This is a genomic window from Paraburkholderia sp. J67 (assembly GCF_905220265.1).
GTDB lineage: Bacteria > Pseudomonadota > Gammaproteobacteria > Burkholderiales > Burkholderiaceae > Paraburkholderia.
This window is the reverse complement of the sequence record NZ_CAJMZK010000002.1, coordinates 213,716-229,121: the sequence shown is the minus strand read 5'-3', so window position 1 is coordinate 229,121 and position 15,406 is coordinate 213,716. Positions and strand designations below refer to the sequence as shown.

Below are 15,406 nucleotides of genomic sequence, written 5' to 3'. Positions count from 1 at the left end.
AGCTGATTCAATTTCAGGATCGAACGCCGGTGAATCGAACCATGTCCAGTGTCAACAAAGTCAGCATCGAGGCGACGTGCACAACGCCGTTTCCGGTGGCTCCTCTTGCGGCGGGTAGCGCCGAAGGACCGAGCGTGCTGTTCGTCGATCAGAGCGGGCAGCTCGGCGGCGCAGAGCTGTCGCTGCTGCCGCTCGTGACCATGCTGGCGACCCGGCGGGAAGTGCTGCTGCTCACCGACGGCCCCTTCCGGCAGCGCCTCGAATCGATGGACGTCACCGTTCATCTCACGATCGACGATCGCGTGGCCAGGATCAACAAGGATGCTGTGCATCTGAGCTGGCTATTCGCACTACCAGGTATTGTCCGGCAGATCCAGGCCATTGCGCGCCACGCGCGACGCTTCGACATTCTCTTTCTCAACACGCAGAAGGCGTTGGTGCTGGGCGCGCTCGGCAAGCCGCTGCATCGCCGGAAAATCGTCTGGCATCTGCGCGACATCATGAGCCCCGACCACTTCGGCCCGCTGCAGCGCCTCGTGGTCAAATGGGCGACGCGCTACGCGGTCGACTATATCGTGGCCAATTCGCATGCCACGGCCGCCGCTCTCGCAGACCTGATCAAATGCGACCCGTCGGCCGTGCCGGTGGTCTACAACGGGGTCGATGCGGGCGAGTTCGATCAGGTGGACGACCAACGGACGAAAGAGGTGCGCCGCCTCCTCAACCTCGCCGACGATACGCGCCTCGTCGGCCTGTTCGGCCGGATCGCGCCGTGGAAGGGCCAGCATGTCGCCATCGACGCGCTGGCGCAGATCCCGGGGCTGCATCTCGTCCTGGTCGGCTCGGCGCTTTTCGGCGAGCAGGCTTACGAGAAGTCGCTGAGGGAACAGGCTGTCAGGCTGGGCATCGAGGATCGCGTCCATTTCGCCGGCTTTCAGGACGACATGCCGCAATGGATGAGAGCGGTCGATATGGTCCTGCACACTTCGACGGTCGCTGAGCCGTTCGGGCGCGTCATCATCGAAGGGATGGCGGCCGGACGCCCGGTTATCGCCGCAGCGGCGGGCGGCGTCGTCGAGATCCTGCAGCATCACGAAAATGGCTGGCTGGTGTCGCCAGGCGATGCGACGGCCCTGGCAGAAGCCATCGAAGCGCTGTATGCCGATCCCGGCCTCGCCCAGCGTCTCGCTGCGAAGGGGCTGATCAACGTGAAGCGCGACTTTTCGCTCAATGCCTATATCGCCCAGATGAACAAAGTCATCCGCGGCATCGAGTATTGAGCAGGGAAGCCGCGCGCTCACGCGGCATCGAGTGCGAAAAAAAAGCCGCGCATTTGCGCGGCTTTTTTTATGGCAGGGTCACGGTAACCCCGGCGCCTTGCGCAATTCATGCTGCGCGAGGAGATCGGCTTCGCGTCTGCCCTGCAATCGCGCACTCGCGGCGCTCATAGTGCGCATCACCTCGATCATCAGCGCGTGCCGGAAGTTCGCTGCCGAAAAGCGCTCCGCGTTCGCACGGCAAGCCTGCGGTGTGATCAACGTTCCCTTTTGCTCGAAGAAGTCGACGCCTTCGAGCAGCGAGTCGATCGTCTGCTTCGCGAAATGCACGCCGGTGGGCTGCTCCTCGCCGACCGGCACGACGGTTTCGAGCGCACCGCCCTTGCCGTAAGCGATGACCGGCGTGCCGCAGGCCTGCGCCTCGACCACGGCAATGCCGAAGTCCTCCTCGGCGGCGAACACGAACGCCTTCGCCCGTTGCATGTGATCCTTCAATACCGCAAACGGCTGATAGCCGAGGATGGTCACGTTGGGTCCGGCCTTTTCACGGATCGCCGCCATCTCGGGACCATCGCCGATCACCACCAGCTTGCGATGCGGCGTCGTGCTGAACGCTTCGACAATCAGATCGACGCGCTTGTACGGTACGAGTCGCGACGCAGTCAGATAGAAGTCCTCTTTATCTGCGCAGAGATCGAACTGATGCACGTTGACCGGCGGCGCAATGACCGTCGCGCGACGCCGATAGATCTTCATGATGCGGCGCGCGATGAACTGCGAGTTGGCGATCATCCGGTCAACGCCGTTGGCCGAGCGTGCGTCCCAGCTGCGCATGTAGTAGAGCAGCAGGCGCGCGGCGAATGACTTCGGGCCGACCGTCAAACGTGCCTCACGCAGGTACTGATGCTGAAGATCCCACGCGTAACGCATCGGCGAATGAACATAGCTGATATGGATCTGGTCGGGCCCGACGAGTACACCCTTCGCCACCGCGTGCGAACTCGTAATGATGAGGTCGTACTCCGACAGGTCGAACTGCTCGACGGCAAGCGGCATCAGCGGCAGATAGCCGCGATACTTGCGCCGCGCGAACGGCAAATGCTGGATGAACGATGTCGTCACCGGCTTTTCGCACACCAGCGAGCGGTCTTCCAGAAAATCGACGAGGCTAAACAGATCGGCATCTGGAAAGCACTGGATGATCTGTTCGAGAACCTTCTCCGCGCCGCCCGGAACAACCAGCCAGTCATGAACAATCGCTACTTTCATGATTTCACACAGGTAGAGCGGATCGTCCGCGATGCAAATCAGTTTAAGAGGAGCGTGCCGCGGCGTGCGTGCGCGCGGACACACTGGACACGCAACGGCTTTCGCTGGCTTCTCGCCCGCCCCTTCGCGTAAGCGATGAGAAAACGGCCTGAATTCACACCGTCTTGTTGGGACTGTACGCGCGCACACACACGCTTACCCGCGAAGCACGGCATTCTCCCTACGGATTGCCGTCGCGTCACGTCGTCGTCCAATTGTCTGACCCAACGATCGTACACAGCGCGTGAGTGCGCTGACGCACCGACGAGGGCGCGTTGCCTTTCGTTAAATTGAGGCCACGGATGCAAGCGTTCCGTTTCATGCCGGAACCGTCCACCTGTTCCCATGCCACTAACCTGAGGGGCGCCGCTCCATGAAAACTGCTCTGCGACGTATCGTTTCCGAATCCGCCCGTCTCGACGTGCCGGTCGACACCCTCGCCGATGACGCCGATCTCTATGCCGCAGGCCTCTCGTCGCTCGCGACGGTGCACCTCATGCTCGCCGTCGAAGACGAGTTCGGCATCGAGATTCCGGATCGCATGCTCACCCGCCGTCTCTTTTCGAGCATCGACTCGCTCGCCGCCGCGGTCACAGAACTGCAACAGGCGAAGGCGGCAGCATGAACGCGCCGCTCACCGACGCGGCCGTCGAGCCAGAACGTCGCGCGCTTGCAGAGGCCGCCCAGGCAAGTGCTACGGATTCCCAGGTACTGGATACTTTTGCTGCCTGGCGTGAAGCTGCGCAGCGCGTAGCTCAAGTCGCCGCGCAGTATGCAGACCACGTGGACCGCAACGCACGCTTTCCGGTCGAGGCGTTCGATGCGCTGAAAGCCGAGCGGCTGCTCTCCGTGATGGTGCCGCCGCGCTTCGGTGGACCCGGCCTCTCGCTCGCGGAAATCGCCACGATCAGCGAAACGCTCGCGCACGGCTGCGCATCCACGGCGATGATCTACGCGATGCACCAGATCCAGGTGGCCTGCATCCTTGAGCACGGCGCCGAGGTGCCGTGGCATCAGCATGTGCTCACGCAGCTCGTGGAGCAGCAATGGCTGCTCGCTTCGGCCACGTCCGAAGAGAATATCGGCGGCAGCATGCGCACGAGCGCCTGCGCGGTCGACGTGCAGAACGGGCGCTTTCACATCGAGAAAATGGCGCCGACGATCTCGTATGGCGCGCACGCGGACGGCATTCTCGTCACCGCGCGGCGCACTGCCGAATCGCCCGCCTCCGATCAGGTCTTGATCGTCACGTTGCTGGGTGATCTCGAACTGGAAAAGCGCGGCACGTGGGACTCGATGGGCATGCGCGGCACCTGTAGCGAAGGGTTTCGCCTCGTCGCCGAAGGCGGCGCCGAGCAGATCCTGCCGACGCCCTTTGCCGAGATCTCCGACCAGACCATGCTGCCCGTCTCGCACACGCTGTGGGCCGCCGTGTGGACCGGCGTGGCGAGCGACGCGGTCAATCGCGCCAAGGCGTTCTTCCGCGCCCAGGCGCGCGCCAAGCCCGGTTCGGTGCCGCCTGCGGGCATGCGTCTGGCCGAAGCCGTGGGCCTGCTGCAAATGATGCAGGCGCGTCTGAAAGTGGCGCTCGATGCGGCGCACGCGGCCCATCTCGCGCGCGCAGCCGGCCGCGACGCCGACACGCCGCTTTCCGCGCAATTGCACTACGCGTCGGACATGAACACGCTGAAGACCAGCATCTCCGCGACGGCGCTGCTCGTCGTCCAGGAAGTGCTGATGATCTGCGGCATGGCCGGCTACAAGAACGGCACCGAATACAGCGTGGGCCGCCATCTGCGCGACCTGCACTCGGCGCCGCTCATGATCAATAACGACCGTATCGCCCAGAACACCGCGAGCCTGTTGCTCGCGCAGCGGCCGACCGGCCCGGGGAGAGCCTGAGATGAACACGATGACCGAAACCGCCGCCCTGGCCGCTGCGGGCGCACCGACTGACGCGCCCGCCCCGACCTTCCGCGACGCACTGATCGCCTGCGGCCTGTTGATCGACACCGGCGAGAACGGCCTCTACGGCCGCAGCCAGGTGTTCGAGGACGTGGTCGATCGCCTCAATGCAGCGATCACCCACCTTGGCGCAGATCAGGATGCCGAAGTATTGCGCTTTCCGCCCGCGATGCGCCGCACCGACTTCGAGGACAGCGAGTACCTGAAGAACTTCCCGCAACTGGCGGGCACGATCCATTCGTTCTGCGGCAATGAGTCGGGCCAGATGCGCCTGCTGCGCTGCCTCGACGACGCGATGGAGAAAAGCGACGACGATCGCGACACCGCATGGATGGAGCAGCAAAAGCCGACGCGCGTGGTGCTCACGCCAGCGGCCTGCTATCCGATCTATCCGGTGATGGCGCGGCGCGGCCCGCTGCCCGCGAACGGCCGCACGATCGACGTGCTGTCGTACTGCTTCCGTCACGAGCCCTCGCTCGACCCCGCGCGCATGCAGATGTTCCGCCAGCGCGAATATGTGCGTCTGGGCAATCCCGAACAGGTCATGGCGTTCCGCCAGATGTGGATCGAGCGTGGCTCGCTGCTGGTTTCGCTGCTCGAACTGCCGGTGGATGTCGATCTCGCCAACGACCCGTTCTTCGGGCGCGGCGGCAAGATCGTCGCGGACAGCCAGCGCGCCCAGGCGCTCAAGTTCGAACTGCTGATTCCTGTGGCGAATCCGGATAGCAAGACCGCGTGCCTGTCGTTCAACTATCACATGGATCATTTCGGCGGCATCTGGAAGATCGAATGTGAGGATGGCTCGACCGCGCATACGGGCTGCGTCGGCTTCGGCATGGAGCGCATCACGCTCGCGCTGTTCCGCCATCACGGCCTCGATGTCAATGCGTGGCCCGACGACGTGCGCGCGCTCCTGTGGGGCGACACGAAGGCACGCATCCAGCGCGGTCTCGCGGAGACCGGCGTATGAACGCCCCAAACGCCAACGCGGCCGTCACCGAAGTTGGCTCTCAGAGCGCCCCGCGCGTGCACGAGTCGCATGCGCTGCACCAGGGCGAACGCGTGTGGGTGGAGACCAACTGCTATGTCGATCTGTGGATCGAGCTGCTGCACGGCATGGGCTTCGATCCGCGCGCGGCGCTCGCCTTCACCGTGACGCAGGATTTCGAGGGCGATCAGTTCACGTTCTTCAAGTTTCCGCTCGAGGACATCGAACGGCTCTACGGCACCCAGGTGACGGAACTGGCGATCTACGACTCGCTCGAAGACCGGGTGCACGCACAAACGCAGCGCGGTCATACCGTGCTCGTCGAAGTGGACGGCTTCTATCTGCCGAACACGCGCGCGACCTCGTACCGCCGCGAGCACCCGAAGACCAGCGTGGGCATCGACTTCATCGATCCGGTGGGCAAGCGGCTCGGCTATTTTCACAACACGGGCTATCACACGCTCGACGGCGAAGACTACGACGGCGTATTCCGCAAGCTGCCGCGCTTCGCGGGGCAAAGCGATCTGCTGTTCCCGTATGTGGAATTCGCCAAACGCGTGCGCGTCCCGCTCGAAGGCCACGCGCTCGCGCAGGAGTCCGCAGCGCTGCTGCGCGCGCATCTCGCGCGCCGTCCGACGCGCAATCCGGTGACGGAGTGGCGCGCGGCGTTTCCCGCCCAGCTCGACACGCTGCTCGAACGCGGCGAACCGTTCTTCCATCCGTACTCGTTCAATCTGATGCGGCAACTCGGCGCGAACTTCGAGTTTCTGTCGAAGTATCTGCTTTGGCTCGACGCGCAGGGCGTGGCCGTGCCACACGAGATTGCGACAGCGGCGCAGAAGGTGGCTTCCGAGGCGATGGTGATGCAGTTCCGCCTCGTGCGCGCGATGGCACGCAACCGGCGCGACACCTGTGACGACTGCTTCGACGTGCTGGAAGCGAACTACGCGCAGACGCTGGAGCCGCTCGCCGCTCTGATGACTTGATGTTCATGATGGAAGGCGCGAGGCGAACAATCCGCCGGGGGACACTGCGTGCGTAATCTGCCCAACGAGTTACACGACCTTGGCGCGAGCGCGTCGTCTCTTGCGCTCGCGCGCACGGGCGACGATCTCTGGCCTGTGCCGCTCGACGCACAGTGGCGCTGCGTGTCGACGCCCGCTTTCGCCTGCGCGACGCCGGGCGCACTCGATACGGCGACGCGCGACGCGGACTGGCTCGATGCCCCGGTGCCGGGCACCGTCGCGTCCGCCTGGCGCGCAGCGGGCAAGCTCGACGTTGAGCGCGCACCGGCCTTCGCTTCGCAGGATCACTGGTATCGCACGACGCTGAGTGGCCACGGCACGCGGCGCTTGCGCCTGCATGGCCTCGCCTCGATCGCCGAAGTCTGGCTCGACGACACGCTGCTGCTCGAATCGGCGTCGATGTTCGTCGCGCACGACATCGAATTCGAATTGCAGGGCTCTGCGACCTTGGCGCTTTGCTTCCGCTCGCTCGATGCCGCGCTCGGCGCGCGGCGCACGCGGGCGCGCTGGCGTCCGCGCCTTGTTTCGCCGCCCACGCTGCGCAACGTGCGCACCACCCTGCTCGGGCATATGCCAGGCTGGTGTGCGTCGCTGCACGCGGCCGGGCCGTGGCGTCCGATCGACGTGCTGAGCGATGCGCCCGATGCGCTGCGCGACGTCGATCTCGCCACTGCGATGGACGGCGACGACGGCGTCGTCACGGTGACGCTGCGCTTCGTGCATGCACACGACGGCATGCAGGCGGCGACACTCCATTGCGCCGGCGCTGAAATCGCCCTGACCTGGCAAGACGCGCATACGCTCACTGGCACATTGCGTGTGCCCAATGTCGAACCCTGGTGGCCGCACACGCACGGCAAGCCCACGCGCCACGCGCTTACGCTGCAACTCGCACAGCATGCGGTATCGCTCGGCGAAGTGGGCTTTCGCGTTATCGAAGTCGATCGCAACCTCAACGCCGATGACGACGCGGGCTTCTCCCTGCGCATCAACGGCACGCCGGTGTTCTGCCGCGGCGCCTGCTGGACGAGCGCCGATCTCGTCACGCTCGCGGGCAGTGAGGCGCAGCTCGAACACACCTTCGCACTGGCGCGCGACGCGGGCATGAACATGATCCGCGTGGGCGGGACGATGGTCTACGAATCGGACGCGTTCTACCGGCTCGCCGATGCCTACGGCATCCTCGTCTGGCAGGACTTCGCGTTCGCCAATTTCGACTATCCGACCGATGCGGCCTTCACCGCCGCCGTCGAGACGGAAGCCACACAGTTTCTCGCGCGCACGCGCCGCTACGCCGCGCTCGCCGTGCTGTGCGGTGGCAGCGAAGCCGACCAGCAAGGCGCGATGTTCGGATTGCCGCCCGAGATGCGCGAGCAGACGCTCTTCACGCAGCAATTGCCCGGCATCGTCGCGCGCGAACGGCCCGACGTGGCCTATGTGCCCAACTCGCCATCCGGCGGCACGTGGCCGTTCTCGACGCGCACGGGCGTCACGCACTACTACGGCGTAAGCGCGTATCAACGCCCGCTCGACGATGTGCGCCGCTCGCAGGTTCGCTTTGCATCGGAGTGCCTCGCATTCGCCAACGTGCCCGACGACGCCACGCTGCACGACGCGCTCGGCACGATCCACGCGCACGATCCGCGCTGGAAAACGGCGGTGCCGCGCGACCCGGGCGCGGGTTGGGATTTCGACGATGTGCGCGATCACTACGTGCGCGCGCTGTTCGGCATCGAGCCTGCCGCCGTGCGCTACGAAGATCCTCAGCGCTATCTGGATTTGTCGCGCGCCGTGGTCGCCGAATTGATGATCGACGTGTTCTCTGAATGGCGGCGCGCGGGATCGCCGTGTGGCGGGGGTCTCGTATGGCAGTTGCAGGATCTGCGCGCGGGCGCGGGCTGGGGCACGATCGACGCGTGCGGGCGGCCCAAGAGTGCGTGGCACGCGCTCGCCCAGGTGCTCAACCCAGTGCAGGCCGTCATCACCGATGAAGGACTCAACGGGCTCGATATCCACCTCGTCAACGAACGCGCCGAGGCGCTCGCGCTACAACTCGAACTGGTTTGCCTGCGCGACGGCGCAGTGAGCGTCGCACAGGCCACGCGCGCCATCGAACTCGCGCCGCGCAGCGTGCAGCGCGTGAGCGCCGCCGATCTGCTCGGACGCTTCTTCGATTTCACGCACGCGTACCGCTTCGGGCCGCGCGCGCACGATGTGACGATCGTCACGCTGCGCGATCCGGTAAGCGGCGCGGTGATCTCCGAGGTCTTTCACCTGCCCGAACGGCGCGCGCTGGAGCGGCACGATCTGGGCATCGTGGCGACGCCGCAGCGCGCGGAGCACGGCTGGCAACTGGTGGTGGAGGCGCGGCGCTTCGCGCGCTGCGTCCATATCGCCGATGCGCACTATCGCGCGCGCCGCGACTGGTTCCATCTCGCGCCGAACCGGCCTGTCACGATCGATCTGGTGCCGCTCGACGCGAAGGCGAACATCGAAAACATCGCGCCCGATGGCGAAGTGCGTGCGATCAATGCGGCGGCAGCGGTGTTTTATCGCTAAGCGCCCGCCAACGCGCTCGCCTAGCGGCTCTTGACGAGCGCACGCAGCGCAAAAAACGGCCGATAGATACCCGGGCACGCGGCATAAAGGAACATGCGCAGCCTGAAGCCCATCTTGACCTCCTTCGTGCGCAGCAGCAGACCGAGCTTTGCGCCCAGTCCATCCACCGCGAACACGTCACGCGCATAGTGCTCGCGCGCAAGCTTGGGCACGAGCAACGCGCGCATACGCTCGCCGACACCGGCAGTCTGCGCGTCGCGCTGAAACTGTTCCGACTCCGCCAGCCCGAACGCGGTCGTGAGCTTCACGCGTGCGATGAACTGGTCGACGGTGCGATAGCGCCTCTTGCCCGACAGCCCGCCGCGCCGATAGCGCACGAGCGGTTCGCGCAGGCTGTACGCGCCGCCCGTCATCACCGCGCGGAACGTCATGATCTGGTCCTCCGCCATCGCGCCTGGCAGCATCGGCCCAAAACGCTCGAACAGACGTCGCGACCACGCATGCGAGGCGCCCACGACCCAGGGACGCTCGCGCTCCCAGTCGTCGAAGCTGCGGTACTGGCCGAGGTCGGTGGGCGCGATGCGGCCCGCGTCCGGCGAAGCGCTTTCGAATTCCACGAGATCCGAGGCGATGAGATCGACGCGCCGGTCGAGCCCGTTCCAGCACTCGACGAGACGCTCACAACGCTGCGGCACGGAGACGTCGTCGCCGGCCGTGACCACCAGCAATTCGCCGTGACTCATCGCTGCAAGCTGCGAGAGATGCGCGGTGATGCCCGCGTTGCGTTCGTTACGGTTCAGCACGATCCGGTGCGGGCCGCGATAGTCGCGCGTGGCGGCTTCGATGGCGGCCCAGGTGCCGTCGGGCGAGCAATCGTCGGAGATCAGGATTTCGAGCGGCGAATACGTCTGCGCGAGCGCCCCCGCCACGGCGTCGGCAATCACACCGGCCTGGTTATAGGCGATCAGCAGCATCGAGACGAGCGGACGCGAAGCCTCGTTCGCGGCTTGCCCTTCGCGGGTGGCGTGGTCGGATTGTCCGTTATCCTGAATCATTGGCTAGGCAATGCGCGCGCCTTGGTCACTTCGAGCACTCAGGCGCATGACGTAAAAGTGGGCTCGGTCTCACGAGCGGGCTCGTGACGCCGCGGGCGGCCATACTATCATGCGGCCCCCGCAGGCCAGAAACGTCGTCCTGTCCAAACATTTCCCGTCGCAGCGGCGTCTCGCCCACACAATAAATCACCGCACAAGTGGCCACGCCGCAGGCGCGTCGCGCCGCCTTTGTATAATCCCGCATTCCCCTTTTCCGCCCTGCGTTTACCTTTCATGCTTAGCTTCGCACTCGGCTTCATCGTCTCACTGCTGGTCACGCTGCTGATCGTGCGTTATGCGCATCTGCATGAAAGGTTTTCCGTCGATTCGGATCTCGCGGGCGTGCAGAAATTTCACGCGCGGCCCGTGCCGCGCATCGGCGGAACCGGCATCCTGGCTGGGCTCGTCGTGGCCGCGGTGCAGTTGCATGGCGCGTACCCGGCGGTCTCGGGCGGGATTCTCGGCATCGTTGCCTGCGGCATGCCGGCGTTCGGCTCGGGCCTCGTCGAAGACCTGACCAAGAAGGTCTCGCCGCTCGCGCGCCTGATCTGCACCATGGCCGCCGCCGGGCTCGCGTATTTCCTGATGGGCATCGCGGTCACGCGCATCAGCGTCCCGCCGCTCGATTTCCTGCTCTCCTACGCGGCGATTTCGTGCGCCGTCACCGTGCTCGCGGTCGCCGCGCTCGCCAACGCGGTCAACATCATCGACGGCTTCAACGGCCTCGCCTCGATGGTCGCGTTCATGATGTTCGCCTCGCTCGCCTACGTGGCCTTCCAGGTGCACGATCCGGTCGTGCTGTCGGCGTCGTTCATCATGATGGGCGCGGTGCTCGGCTTCTTCATGTGGAATTTCCCCGCCGGTCTGATCTTTCTGGGCGACGGCGGCGCGTACTTCATCGGCTTCATGCTGGCCGAGCTGTCGATCCTGCTGGTGATGCGCAACCGCGATGTCTCGGCGTGGTATCCGGTGCTGCTGTTCATGTACCCGATCTTCGAGACCTGTTTCTCGATCTATCGCAAGAAGTTCGTGCGAGGCATGTCGCCCGGCATCCCTGACGGCGTGCATCTGCACATGCTGGTGTACAAGCGGCTGATGCGCTGGGCCGTCGGCGCGCGCACCGCACGCGAACTCACGCGCCGCAATTCGCTCACCTCGCCGTACCTGTGGCTGTTGTGTCTGATCGCCGTGATTCCGGCCACCCTGTTCTGGCGCCATACGCTGCACCTGTTCTGCTTCGTGGTGGTCTTTGCGCTGACCTATGTGTGGCTCTACGTGAGCATCGTGCGTTTTCGCTCGCCGAAATGGCTCGTGGTGCGCAAACAGCGGCGCACCTGATTCATCGGATCGGGACCGTAGCCTTCAAAGCATGTGGCCCCGGTTCGCGCGTAGAATCGTTTCGATGGCCGCGCGGCGCCGGGCATCGAAGCCGCAGGTGGCTTGTGGGCAGCGCCGTATCGACCTGATCGACCTTACCGTTCGTAGCGTTCGTTGCTGGGGATTCCGTCAAAAGGAGAGCCGACATGAGCCACATGAAGCGTTATCTTGCGTTTGCCCTTGCCCTCTTCGCGCTTACGCTCGCCGCGTGCAACACCATTGCCGGCGCGGGCGAAGATATCTCGAAGGGCGGCAACGCCATCACCAATTCGGCCGACAAGGCGAAGTAAGCGCGCCTTGCCTCACGCCGCCAGGGCCGGTCACTCCATGTGGGTGAGCGGCCCTGTTTGCTTTCCCGCCCCGTATTTGATCGCCCTCCCGTTCTTGCGGCCCCTTTTGTGGCGCGCACCTCCGGTTCCGCTCCTGCTCGCGTTTCGATCTGCGCGAGATCGTGCCAGCCAGCGCAAACGCGCAAATTCGCCTCGCCCTCCCGCGCGAAAGCGCTACCCTTGAAATTCGCGCCGCGCCGCGCGAGTCCACTCACCGCTTGGGCGTTGCACAACGCCTGCGCACCGGCAGGGAGGCAAGCATGTCGAAGTCGATCTGGGTCGTCGTCGCCAATCGCGTGACCGCGCGCATTTTTGCGACCGAAAGTCCGCTTGGCGCCATCGAGGAAGTTCAGACGCTGCTCCATCCGGAAAGCCGCGTGCCGCAGCAGAGTCTTGTCAGCGATCGCTCGGGCCGCACCGAGCGCGCCGCCGCGGGCCGCCAGGCGAGCGACCCCGACACGGCGCATCACGAACATGAATCCACGGTGTTTGCGGCGGAGGTCGCGGGCACGCTCTCGAAGGCACGCAACGACGGCCGCTACGGCACGCTTGTGCTGGCCGCGCCGCCCGCGTTTCTCGGTGCGCTGCGCAAGGCGCTCGACGCGCAGACCAAGAGCCTCGTCACGCTGGAACTCGACAAGGATCTCGCCCTGCTCGACCCGCGCACGCTACGCACGCACTTTCCCGAGCGGCTGGTGCGCGCGCAGACCTGAGCGCTTTTCGGCGAGACCGGGGCAAGGTGAAACGAGTCGCTCAGCCCGCGAAATGCGTGATGCAACTGCGCACGAAGCCGATGGCGTGCTCGCCGGCGAGCATGCCCAGCAGGCCGATCAACGCGATCGTGGGCGGCGCGGGCGACTTCACGTCGAGCACGCTGTAGAGCAAGCCCGCGAGCGTGCCCACGGCCAGCGATACCAGATACGCCTTCATGGCGGGCTCCTTGGATTCGAGAAGGTTGAGGCGTCGCGCTTCAGGCGATGTCGATGACCACGCGCCCGCGCGTACCCGCCGCCACGGCGGCATAAGCGTCCTGCGCGCGCTCGAGCGGGAAGCGCTCGGCCACCACGGGCGCGGCGAATTGCCCGGCATCGAACGCCTCGGCCAGCGCGCGCATGATGGGCGCGGCTTCGGCAACGCCGAGCTTCGCGCTGTCGGCGCCCAGCAGCTGCGTCTCGTTGTGATAGAAGTCGATCAGATCGAACTCCACGCGGCGCTTGCCCGTGGCGCTGATCTCGACCACCCGCCCACGGCGCTTGACGAGCGAGAGCGCCAGCTCGAAGGCCACGCCGCCCACCGCGTCATAGACCACTTCCACGCCTGCTCCGTCCGTGAGCGCACGCACGCGTTCGGCGGTGTGTTCGTCCATCGGCACGAACGCGTCGATCAGCCGCGCAGCCGGCGAATCCTCGGCTGGCGCCTCGCGGCCGATGCCGATCACGCGCGCGCCGCGCGCCTTGGCGATCTGCGTAACCGCGCCGCCCACTCCGCCCGAAACGCCGATCACGGCGATGGTCTCGCCGGCCGCCAGTTGTGCGTAATCGACGGTGCCGAGCCAGCCCACCACGAAGTTCACGCCGATCGACGCCGCCTGCGCATGCGTGAGCGCGCGCGGCTTGCGTGCGAGCGCCGCCACGGGGATCTCGATGAATTCGGCGTGCGTGCCATCGCGCGTGAAGCCGATGTCGCCGCCCGTGCCCCAGACTTCCGCGCCGATCCATTCTTCCGGACCCGCCACCACCACGCCGCTGAAGTCGCGGCCCGGCACGCGCGGCAGGACCGTGTGATCGAAGTGACCGGAGACGTTCTTCACGTCGCTCGGGTTCACGGATGCGCTTTTCACCTGCACGAGCGCGTGGCCTTCGGCGGGCGCGGGCGTCGGCAGATCGACGAGTTCGAGGACGTCGGGCTTGCCGAAGGTTTTGAACTGGATGGCTTTCATGATGGGGCTCCGCTAGGTCAGGGATTCAACATGAAGCCAGTCTAGATTGCCGAAACGCAGTTGAGTGGACAGATGCTTTCGAATTTCGGACAAGGCGGGTTTCACGTCCCGACAATGCAAACGGCCTGCGCGAAGGCAGGCCGTTCCGGGTGTCTCAATCGAGGTTGGGTCAGAGCGCGTCGAGCGGGATCTTCAGGTAGCGCACGCCGTTGTCCTCGGGCTCGGGCAGGCGGCCCGCGCGAATGTTCACCTGAATCGACGGCAGGATCAGATTCGGCATCGCGAGCGTGCTGTCGCGTGCGCTGCGCATCTGCACGAAGGCGTCCTCGCTCACGCCGTCGTGCAAGTGGATGTTGCCGTGGCGTTGCGCGGCCACCGTGGTCTGGAAGCTCGGGCCGCGCGACGCGGGCGGATAGTCGTGGCACATGAAGAGGCGCGTGTCGTCCGGCAGGCCCAGCAGCTTGCGCGCGGAGCGATACAGCGTGTGAGCATCGCCGCCCGGGAAATCGCAGCGCGCCGAGCCAACATCGGGCATGAACAGCGTGTCGCCCACGAACACGGCGTTGCCGATCTGGTAGGCGAGATCGGCGGGCGTGTGGCCCGGCACATGCATCGCGCGCGCCGCGAGCGGGCCGACCTGAAACGTTTCCTCGTCCTTGAACAGATGGTCGAACTCGCTGCCGTCGGCGGCCACGGTCCTGGCCAGATTGAAGACCGCGCGGAACACGCCCTGCACGCTGCGGATGTGCTCGCCGATCGCGATCGTGCCGCCCAGTTCCTGCTTGAGAAACGGCGCCGCCGACAGATGGTCGGCGTGCGCATGCGTCTCCAGCAGCCATTGCACCGTGAGTCCGTATTCACGCACGAAGGCGATCACGCGCTGCGCCGAGTCCGTGGATGTGCGGCCCGATTTCGGATCGTAGTCGAGCACCGGATCGACGATGGCGCACGCCGAGTCGCGCCCCGAGTGCACGACGTAGGTGACCGTGGACGTGACCGGATCGAAGAAGGGTTCGACAAGCGCGGTGGTAGCGGGACTGATTTCGGCGGACTGACGGATAACGTGCTCGGACATCGGAAGCTCCCTACGGCGCTTGTTCTATTGAAACACATATTATGAATCGATATAATGTTTGTCAACAAACTGTCAGCCAGTCCATGATGTCGCGCACGGCTTCGTTCATCGCTACGTCCATCCTTTACCGACCATGAACTCTCCTCTCACACCCGAGGCGCTCGGCGCGCTACGCGAGTCCGCCGAGAAGTGCTGCGCGCTGCTCAAGGCGCTCGCCCACGAAGACCGCCTGCTGCTGCTCTGCCAGCTCACCGAGGGCGAGCGCAACGTGGGTGAGCTCGAAGCGCTCGTCGGCGTGCATCAGCCCAGTCTGTCGCAGCACCTGGGCGTGCTGCGCGAGGAAGGCCTCGTCGAGACGCGCCGCGAAGGCAAGTACATCTACTACCGCCTCGCAAGCCATGAAGTCATCCAGGTGATGCAGACGCTGTCCAGCCTCTATTGCGGCCGCCTCAAGGCGCGTCCCGCTTAAC

The 15,406-nt window shown here is 65.3% G+C and carries 15 protein-coding genes; 10 read left to right on the top strand and 5 right to left on the bottom strand.

Annotated features, from left to right (window positions below):
- Window positions 1-41 precede the first annotated feature (41 nt).
- Entirely contained in the window at window positions 42-1,280 is a 1,239-nt protein-coding gene (locus U5782_RS05025; RefSeq protein WP_322042724.1) for a glycosyltransferase family 4 protein, read from the top strand.
- A 78-nt stretch (window positions 1,281-1,358) separates the two neighbouring features.
- Here the strand turns inward: U5782_RS05025 and U5782_RS05020 are convergent, their stop codons facing one another.
- Window positions 1,359-2,546 carry a glycosyltransferase family 4 protein gene (locus tag U5782_RS05020; RefSeq protein WP_322042723.1) on the bottom strand — a complete coding sequence of 396 codons (1,188 nt, stop codon included), beginning with the start codon at window positions 2,544-2,546 and terminating at the stop codon, window positions 1,359-1,361.
- A gap of 412 nt (window positions 2,547-2,958) precedes the next feature.
- Between U5782_RS05020 and U5782_RS05015 the strand changes: the two genes are divergently transcribed.
- Genes U5782_RS05015 through U5782_RS04995 form a run of 5 tightly spaced genes read left to right on the top strand, consistent with a single transcriptional unit; the run spans window position 2,959 to window position 9,122 of the window.
- Window positions 2,959-3,210: an acyl carrier protein gene (locus U5782_RS05015; protein ID WP_322042722.1), complete on the top strand. Its 252-nt coding sequence runs from the start codon at window positions 2,959-2,961 to the stop codon at window positions 3,208-3,210.
- The gene (locus U5782_RS05010) at window positions 3,207-4,487 is read left to right on the top strand and encodes an acyl-CoA dehydrogenase family protein (RefSeq protein WP_322042721.1); all 1,281 of its coding nucleotides are present in this window, start codon (window positions 3,207-3,209) and stop codon (window positions 4,485-4,487) included. The genes U5782_RS05015 and U5782_RS05010 overlap by 4 nt, the downstream gene beginning before the upstream one ends.
- Before the next feature lies 1 nt (window position 4,488).
- Window positions 4,489-5,520: an amino acid--[acyl-carrier-protein] ligase gene (locus U5782_RS05005; RefSeq protein WP_322042720.1), complete on the top strand. Its 1,032-nt coding sequence runs from the start codon at window positions 4,489-4,491 to the stop codon at window positions 5,518-5,520.
- Window positions 5,517-6,524 (top strand): DUF1839 family protein, encoded by a 1,008-nt coding sequence (locus U5782_RS05000; protein ID WP_322042719.1) that lies wholly within the window; start codon window positions 5,517-5,519, stop codon window positions 6,522-6,524. The genes U5782_RS05005 and U5782_RS05000 overlap by 4 nt, the downstream gene beginning before the upstream one ends.
- Window positions 6,525-6,572: 48 nt before the next feature.
- Window positions 6,573-9,122 carry a glycosyl hydrolase 2 galactose-binding domain-containing protein gene (locus tag U5782_RS04995; RefSeq protein ID WP_415914251.1) on the top strand — a complete coding sequence of 850 codons (2,550 nt, stop codon included), beginning with the start codon at window positions 6,573-6,575 and terminating at the stop codon, window positions 9,120-9,122.
- Between the two features lie 20 nt (window positions 9,123-9,142).
- Here the strand turns inward: U5782_RS04995 and U5782_RS04990 are convergent, their stop codons facing one another.
- Window positions 9,143-10,177: a glycosyltransferase family 2 protein gene (locus U5782_RS04990; RefSeq protein ID WP_322042718.1), complete on the bottom strand. Its 1,035-nt coding sequence runs from the start codon at window positions 10,175-10,177 to the stop codon at window positions 9,143-9,145.
- Between the two features lie 273 nt (window positions 10,178-10,450).
- Between U5782_RS04990 and U5782_RS04985 the strand changes: the two genes are divergently transcribed.
- The 3 genes from U5782_RS04985 (at window position 10,451) to U5782_RS04975 (ending at window position 12,635) form a co-directional block, all read left to right on the top strand.
- Window positions 10,451-11,554, top strand: a complete 1,104-nt coding sequence (locus tag U5782_RS04985) for a glycosyltransferase (RefSeq protein ID WP_322042717.1) — start codon at window positions 10,451-10,453, stop codon at window positions 11,552-11,554.
- A gap of 194 nt (window positions 11,555-11,748) precedes the next feature.
- The gene (locus tag U5782_RS04980; protein ID WP_322043074.1) at window positions 11,749-11,883 is read left to right on the top strand and encodes an entericidin A/B family lipoprotein; all 135 of its coding nucleotides are present in this window, start codon (window positions 11,749-11,751) and stop codon (window positions 11,881-11,883) included.
- Between the two features lie 299 nt (window positions 11,884-12,182).
- On the top strand, window positions 12,183-12,635 hold the full coding sequence (locus U5782_RS04975; protein ID WP_322042716.1) for a host attachment protein: 453 nt from the start codon (window positions 12,183-12,185) through the stop codon (window positions 12,633-12,635).
- 40 nt (window positions 12,636-12,675) lie between these two features.
- Here U5782_RS04975 and U5782_RS04970 read toward each other — a convergent pair whose 3' ends face one another.
- From U5782_RS04970 to U5782_RS04960, 3 genes are all read right to left on the bottom strand, one after another.
- Window positions 12,676-12,852 (bottom strand): DUF1427 family protein, encoded by a 177-nt coding sequence (locus U5782_RS04970; RefSeq protein ID WP_322042715.1) that lies wholly within the window; start codon window positions 12,850-12,852, stop codon window positions 12,676-12,678.
- Between the two features lie 40 nt (window positions 12,853-12,892).
- Window positions 12,893-13,861, bottom strand: a complete 969-nt coding sequence (locus U5782_RS04965) for a zinc-binding alcohol dehydrogenase family protein (RefSeq protein ID WP_322042714.1) — start codon at window positions 13,859-13,861, stop codon at window positions 12,893-12,895.
- 169 nt (window positions 13,862-14,030) lie between these two features.
- A complete protein-coding gene (locus U5782_RS04960; RefSeq protein WP_322042713.1) occupies window positions 14,031-14,936 on the bottom strand; it encodes an MBL fold metallo-hydrolase in 906 nt (301 codons plus the stop codon).
- Between the two features lie 133 nt (window positions 14,937-15,069).
- Here U5782_RS04960 and U5782_RS04955 point away from each other — a divergent pair, with 133 nt between their 5' ends.
- Window positions 15,070-15,405 (top strand): metalloregulator ArsR/SmtB family transcription factor, encoded by a 336-nt coding sequence (locus U5782_RS04955; RefSeq protein WP_322042712.1) that lies wholly within the window; start codon window positions 15,070-15,072, stop codon window positions 15,403-15,405.
- The last annotated feature ends 1 nt before the right edge of the window (window position 15,406 follow it).

What these genes read in the sequence shown, in the direction of transcription:
- U5782_RS05015 (WP_322042722.1), top strand. Translation starts at nt 2,959, where the DNA reads ATGAAAACTGCTCTGCGACGTATCGTTTCCGAATCCGCCCGTCTCGAC.
- U5782_RS04985 (WP_322042717.1), top strand. Translation starts at nt 10,451, where the DNA reads ATGCTTAGCTTCGCACTCGGCTTCATCGTCTCACTGCTGGTCACGCTG.
- U5782_RS05005 (WP_322042720.1), top strand. Translation starts at nt 4,489, where the DNA reads ATGAACACGATGACCGAAACCGCCGCCCTGGCCGCTGCGGGCGCACCG.
- U5782_RS05025 (WP_322042724.1), top strand. Translation starts at nt 42, where the DNA reads ATGTCCAGTGTCAACAAAGTCAGCATCGAGGCGACGTGCACAACGCCG.
- U5782_RS05020 (WP_322042723.1), bottom strand. Translation starts at nt 2,546, where the DNA reads ATGAAAGTAGCGATTGTTCATGACTGGCTGGTTGTTCCGGGCGGCGCG.
- U5782_RS04970 (WP_322042715.1), bottom strand. Translation starts at nt 12,852, where the DNA reads ATGAAGGCGTATCTGGTATCGCTGGCCGTGGGCACGCTCGCGGGCTTG.
- U5782_RS05010 (WP_322042721.1), top strand. Translation starts at nt 3,207, where the DNA reads ATGAACGCGCCGCTCACCGACGCGGCCGTCGAGCCAGAACGTCGCGCG.
- U5782_RS04955 (WP_322042712.1), top strand. Translation starts at nt 15,070, where the DNA reads ATGAACTCTCCTCTCACACCCGAGGCGCTCGGCGCGCTACGCGAGTCC.
- U5782_RS05000 (WP_322042719.1), top strand. Translation starts at nt 5,517, where the DNA reads ATGAACGCCCCAAACGCCAACGCGGCCGTCACCGAAGTTGGCTCTCAG.
- U5782_RS04960 (WP_322042713.1), bottom strand. Translation starts at nt 14,936, where the DNA reads ATGTCCGAGCACGTTATCCGTCAGTCCGCCGAAATCAGTCCCGCTACC.
- U5782_RS04990 (WP_322042718.1), bottom strand. Translation starts at nt 10,177, where the DNA reads ATGATTCAGGATAACGGACAATCCGACCACGCCACCCGCGAAGGGCAA.
- U5782_RS04980 (WP_322043074.1), top strand. Translation starts at nt 11,749, where the DNA reads ATGAAGCGTTATCTTGCGTTTGCCCTTGCCCTCTTCGCGCTTACGCTC.
- U5782_RS04965 (WP_322042714.1), bottom strand. Translation starts at nt 13,861, where the DNA reads ATGAAAGCCATCCAGTTCAAAACCTTCGGCAAGCCCGACGTCCTCGAA.
- U5782_RS04975 (WP_322042716.1), top strand. Translation starts at nt 12,183, where the DNA reads ATGTCGAAGTCGATCTGGGTCGTCGTCGCCAATCGCGTGACCGCGCGC.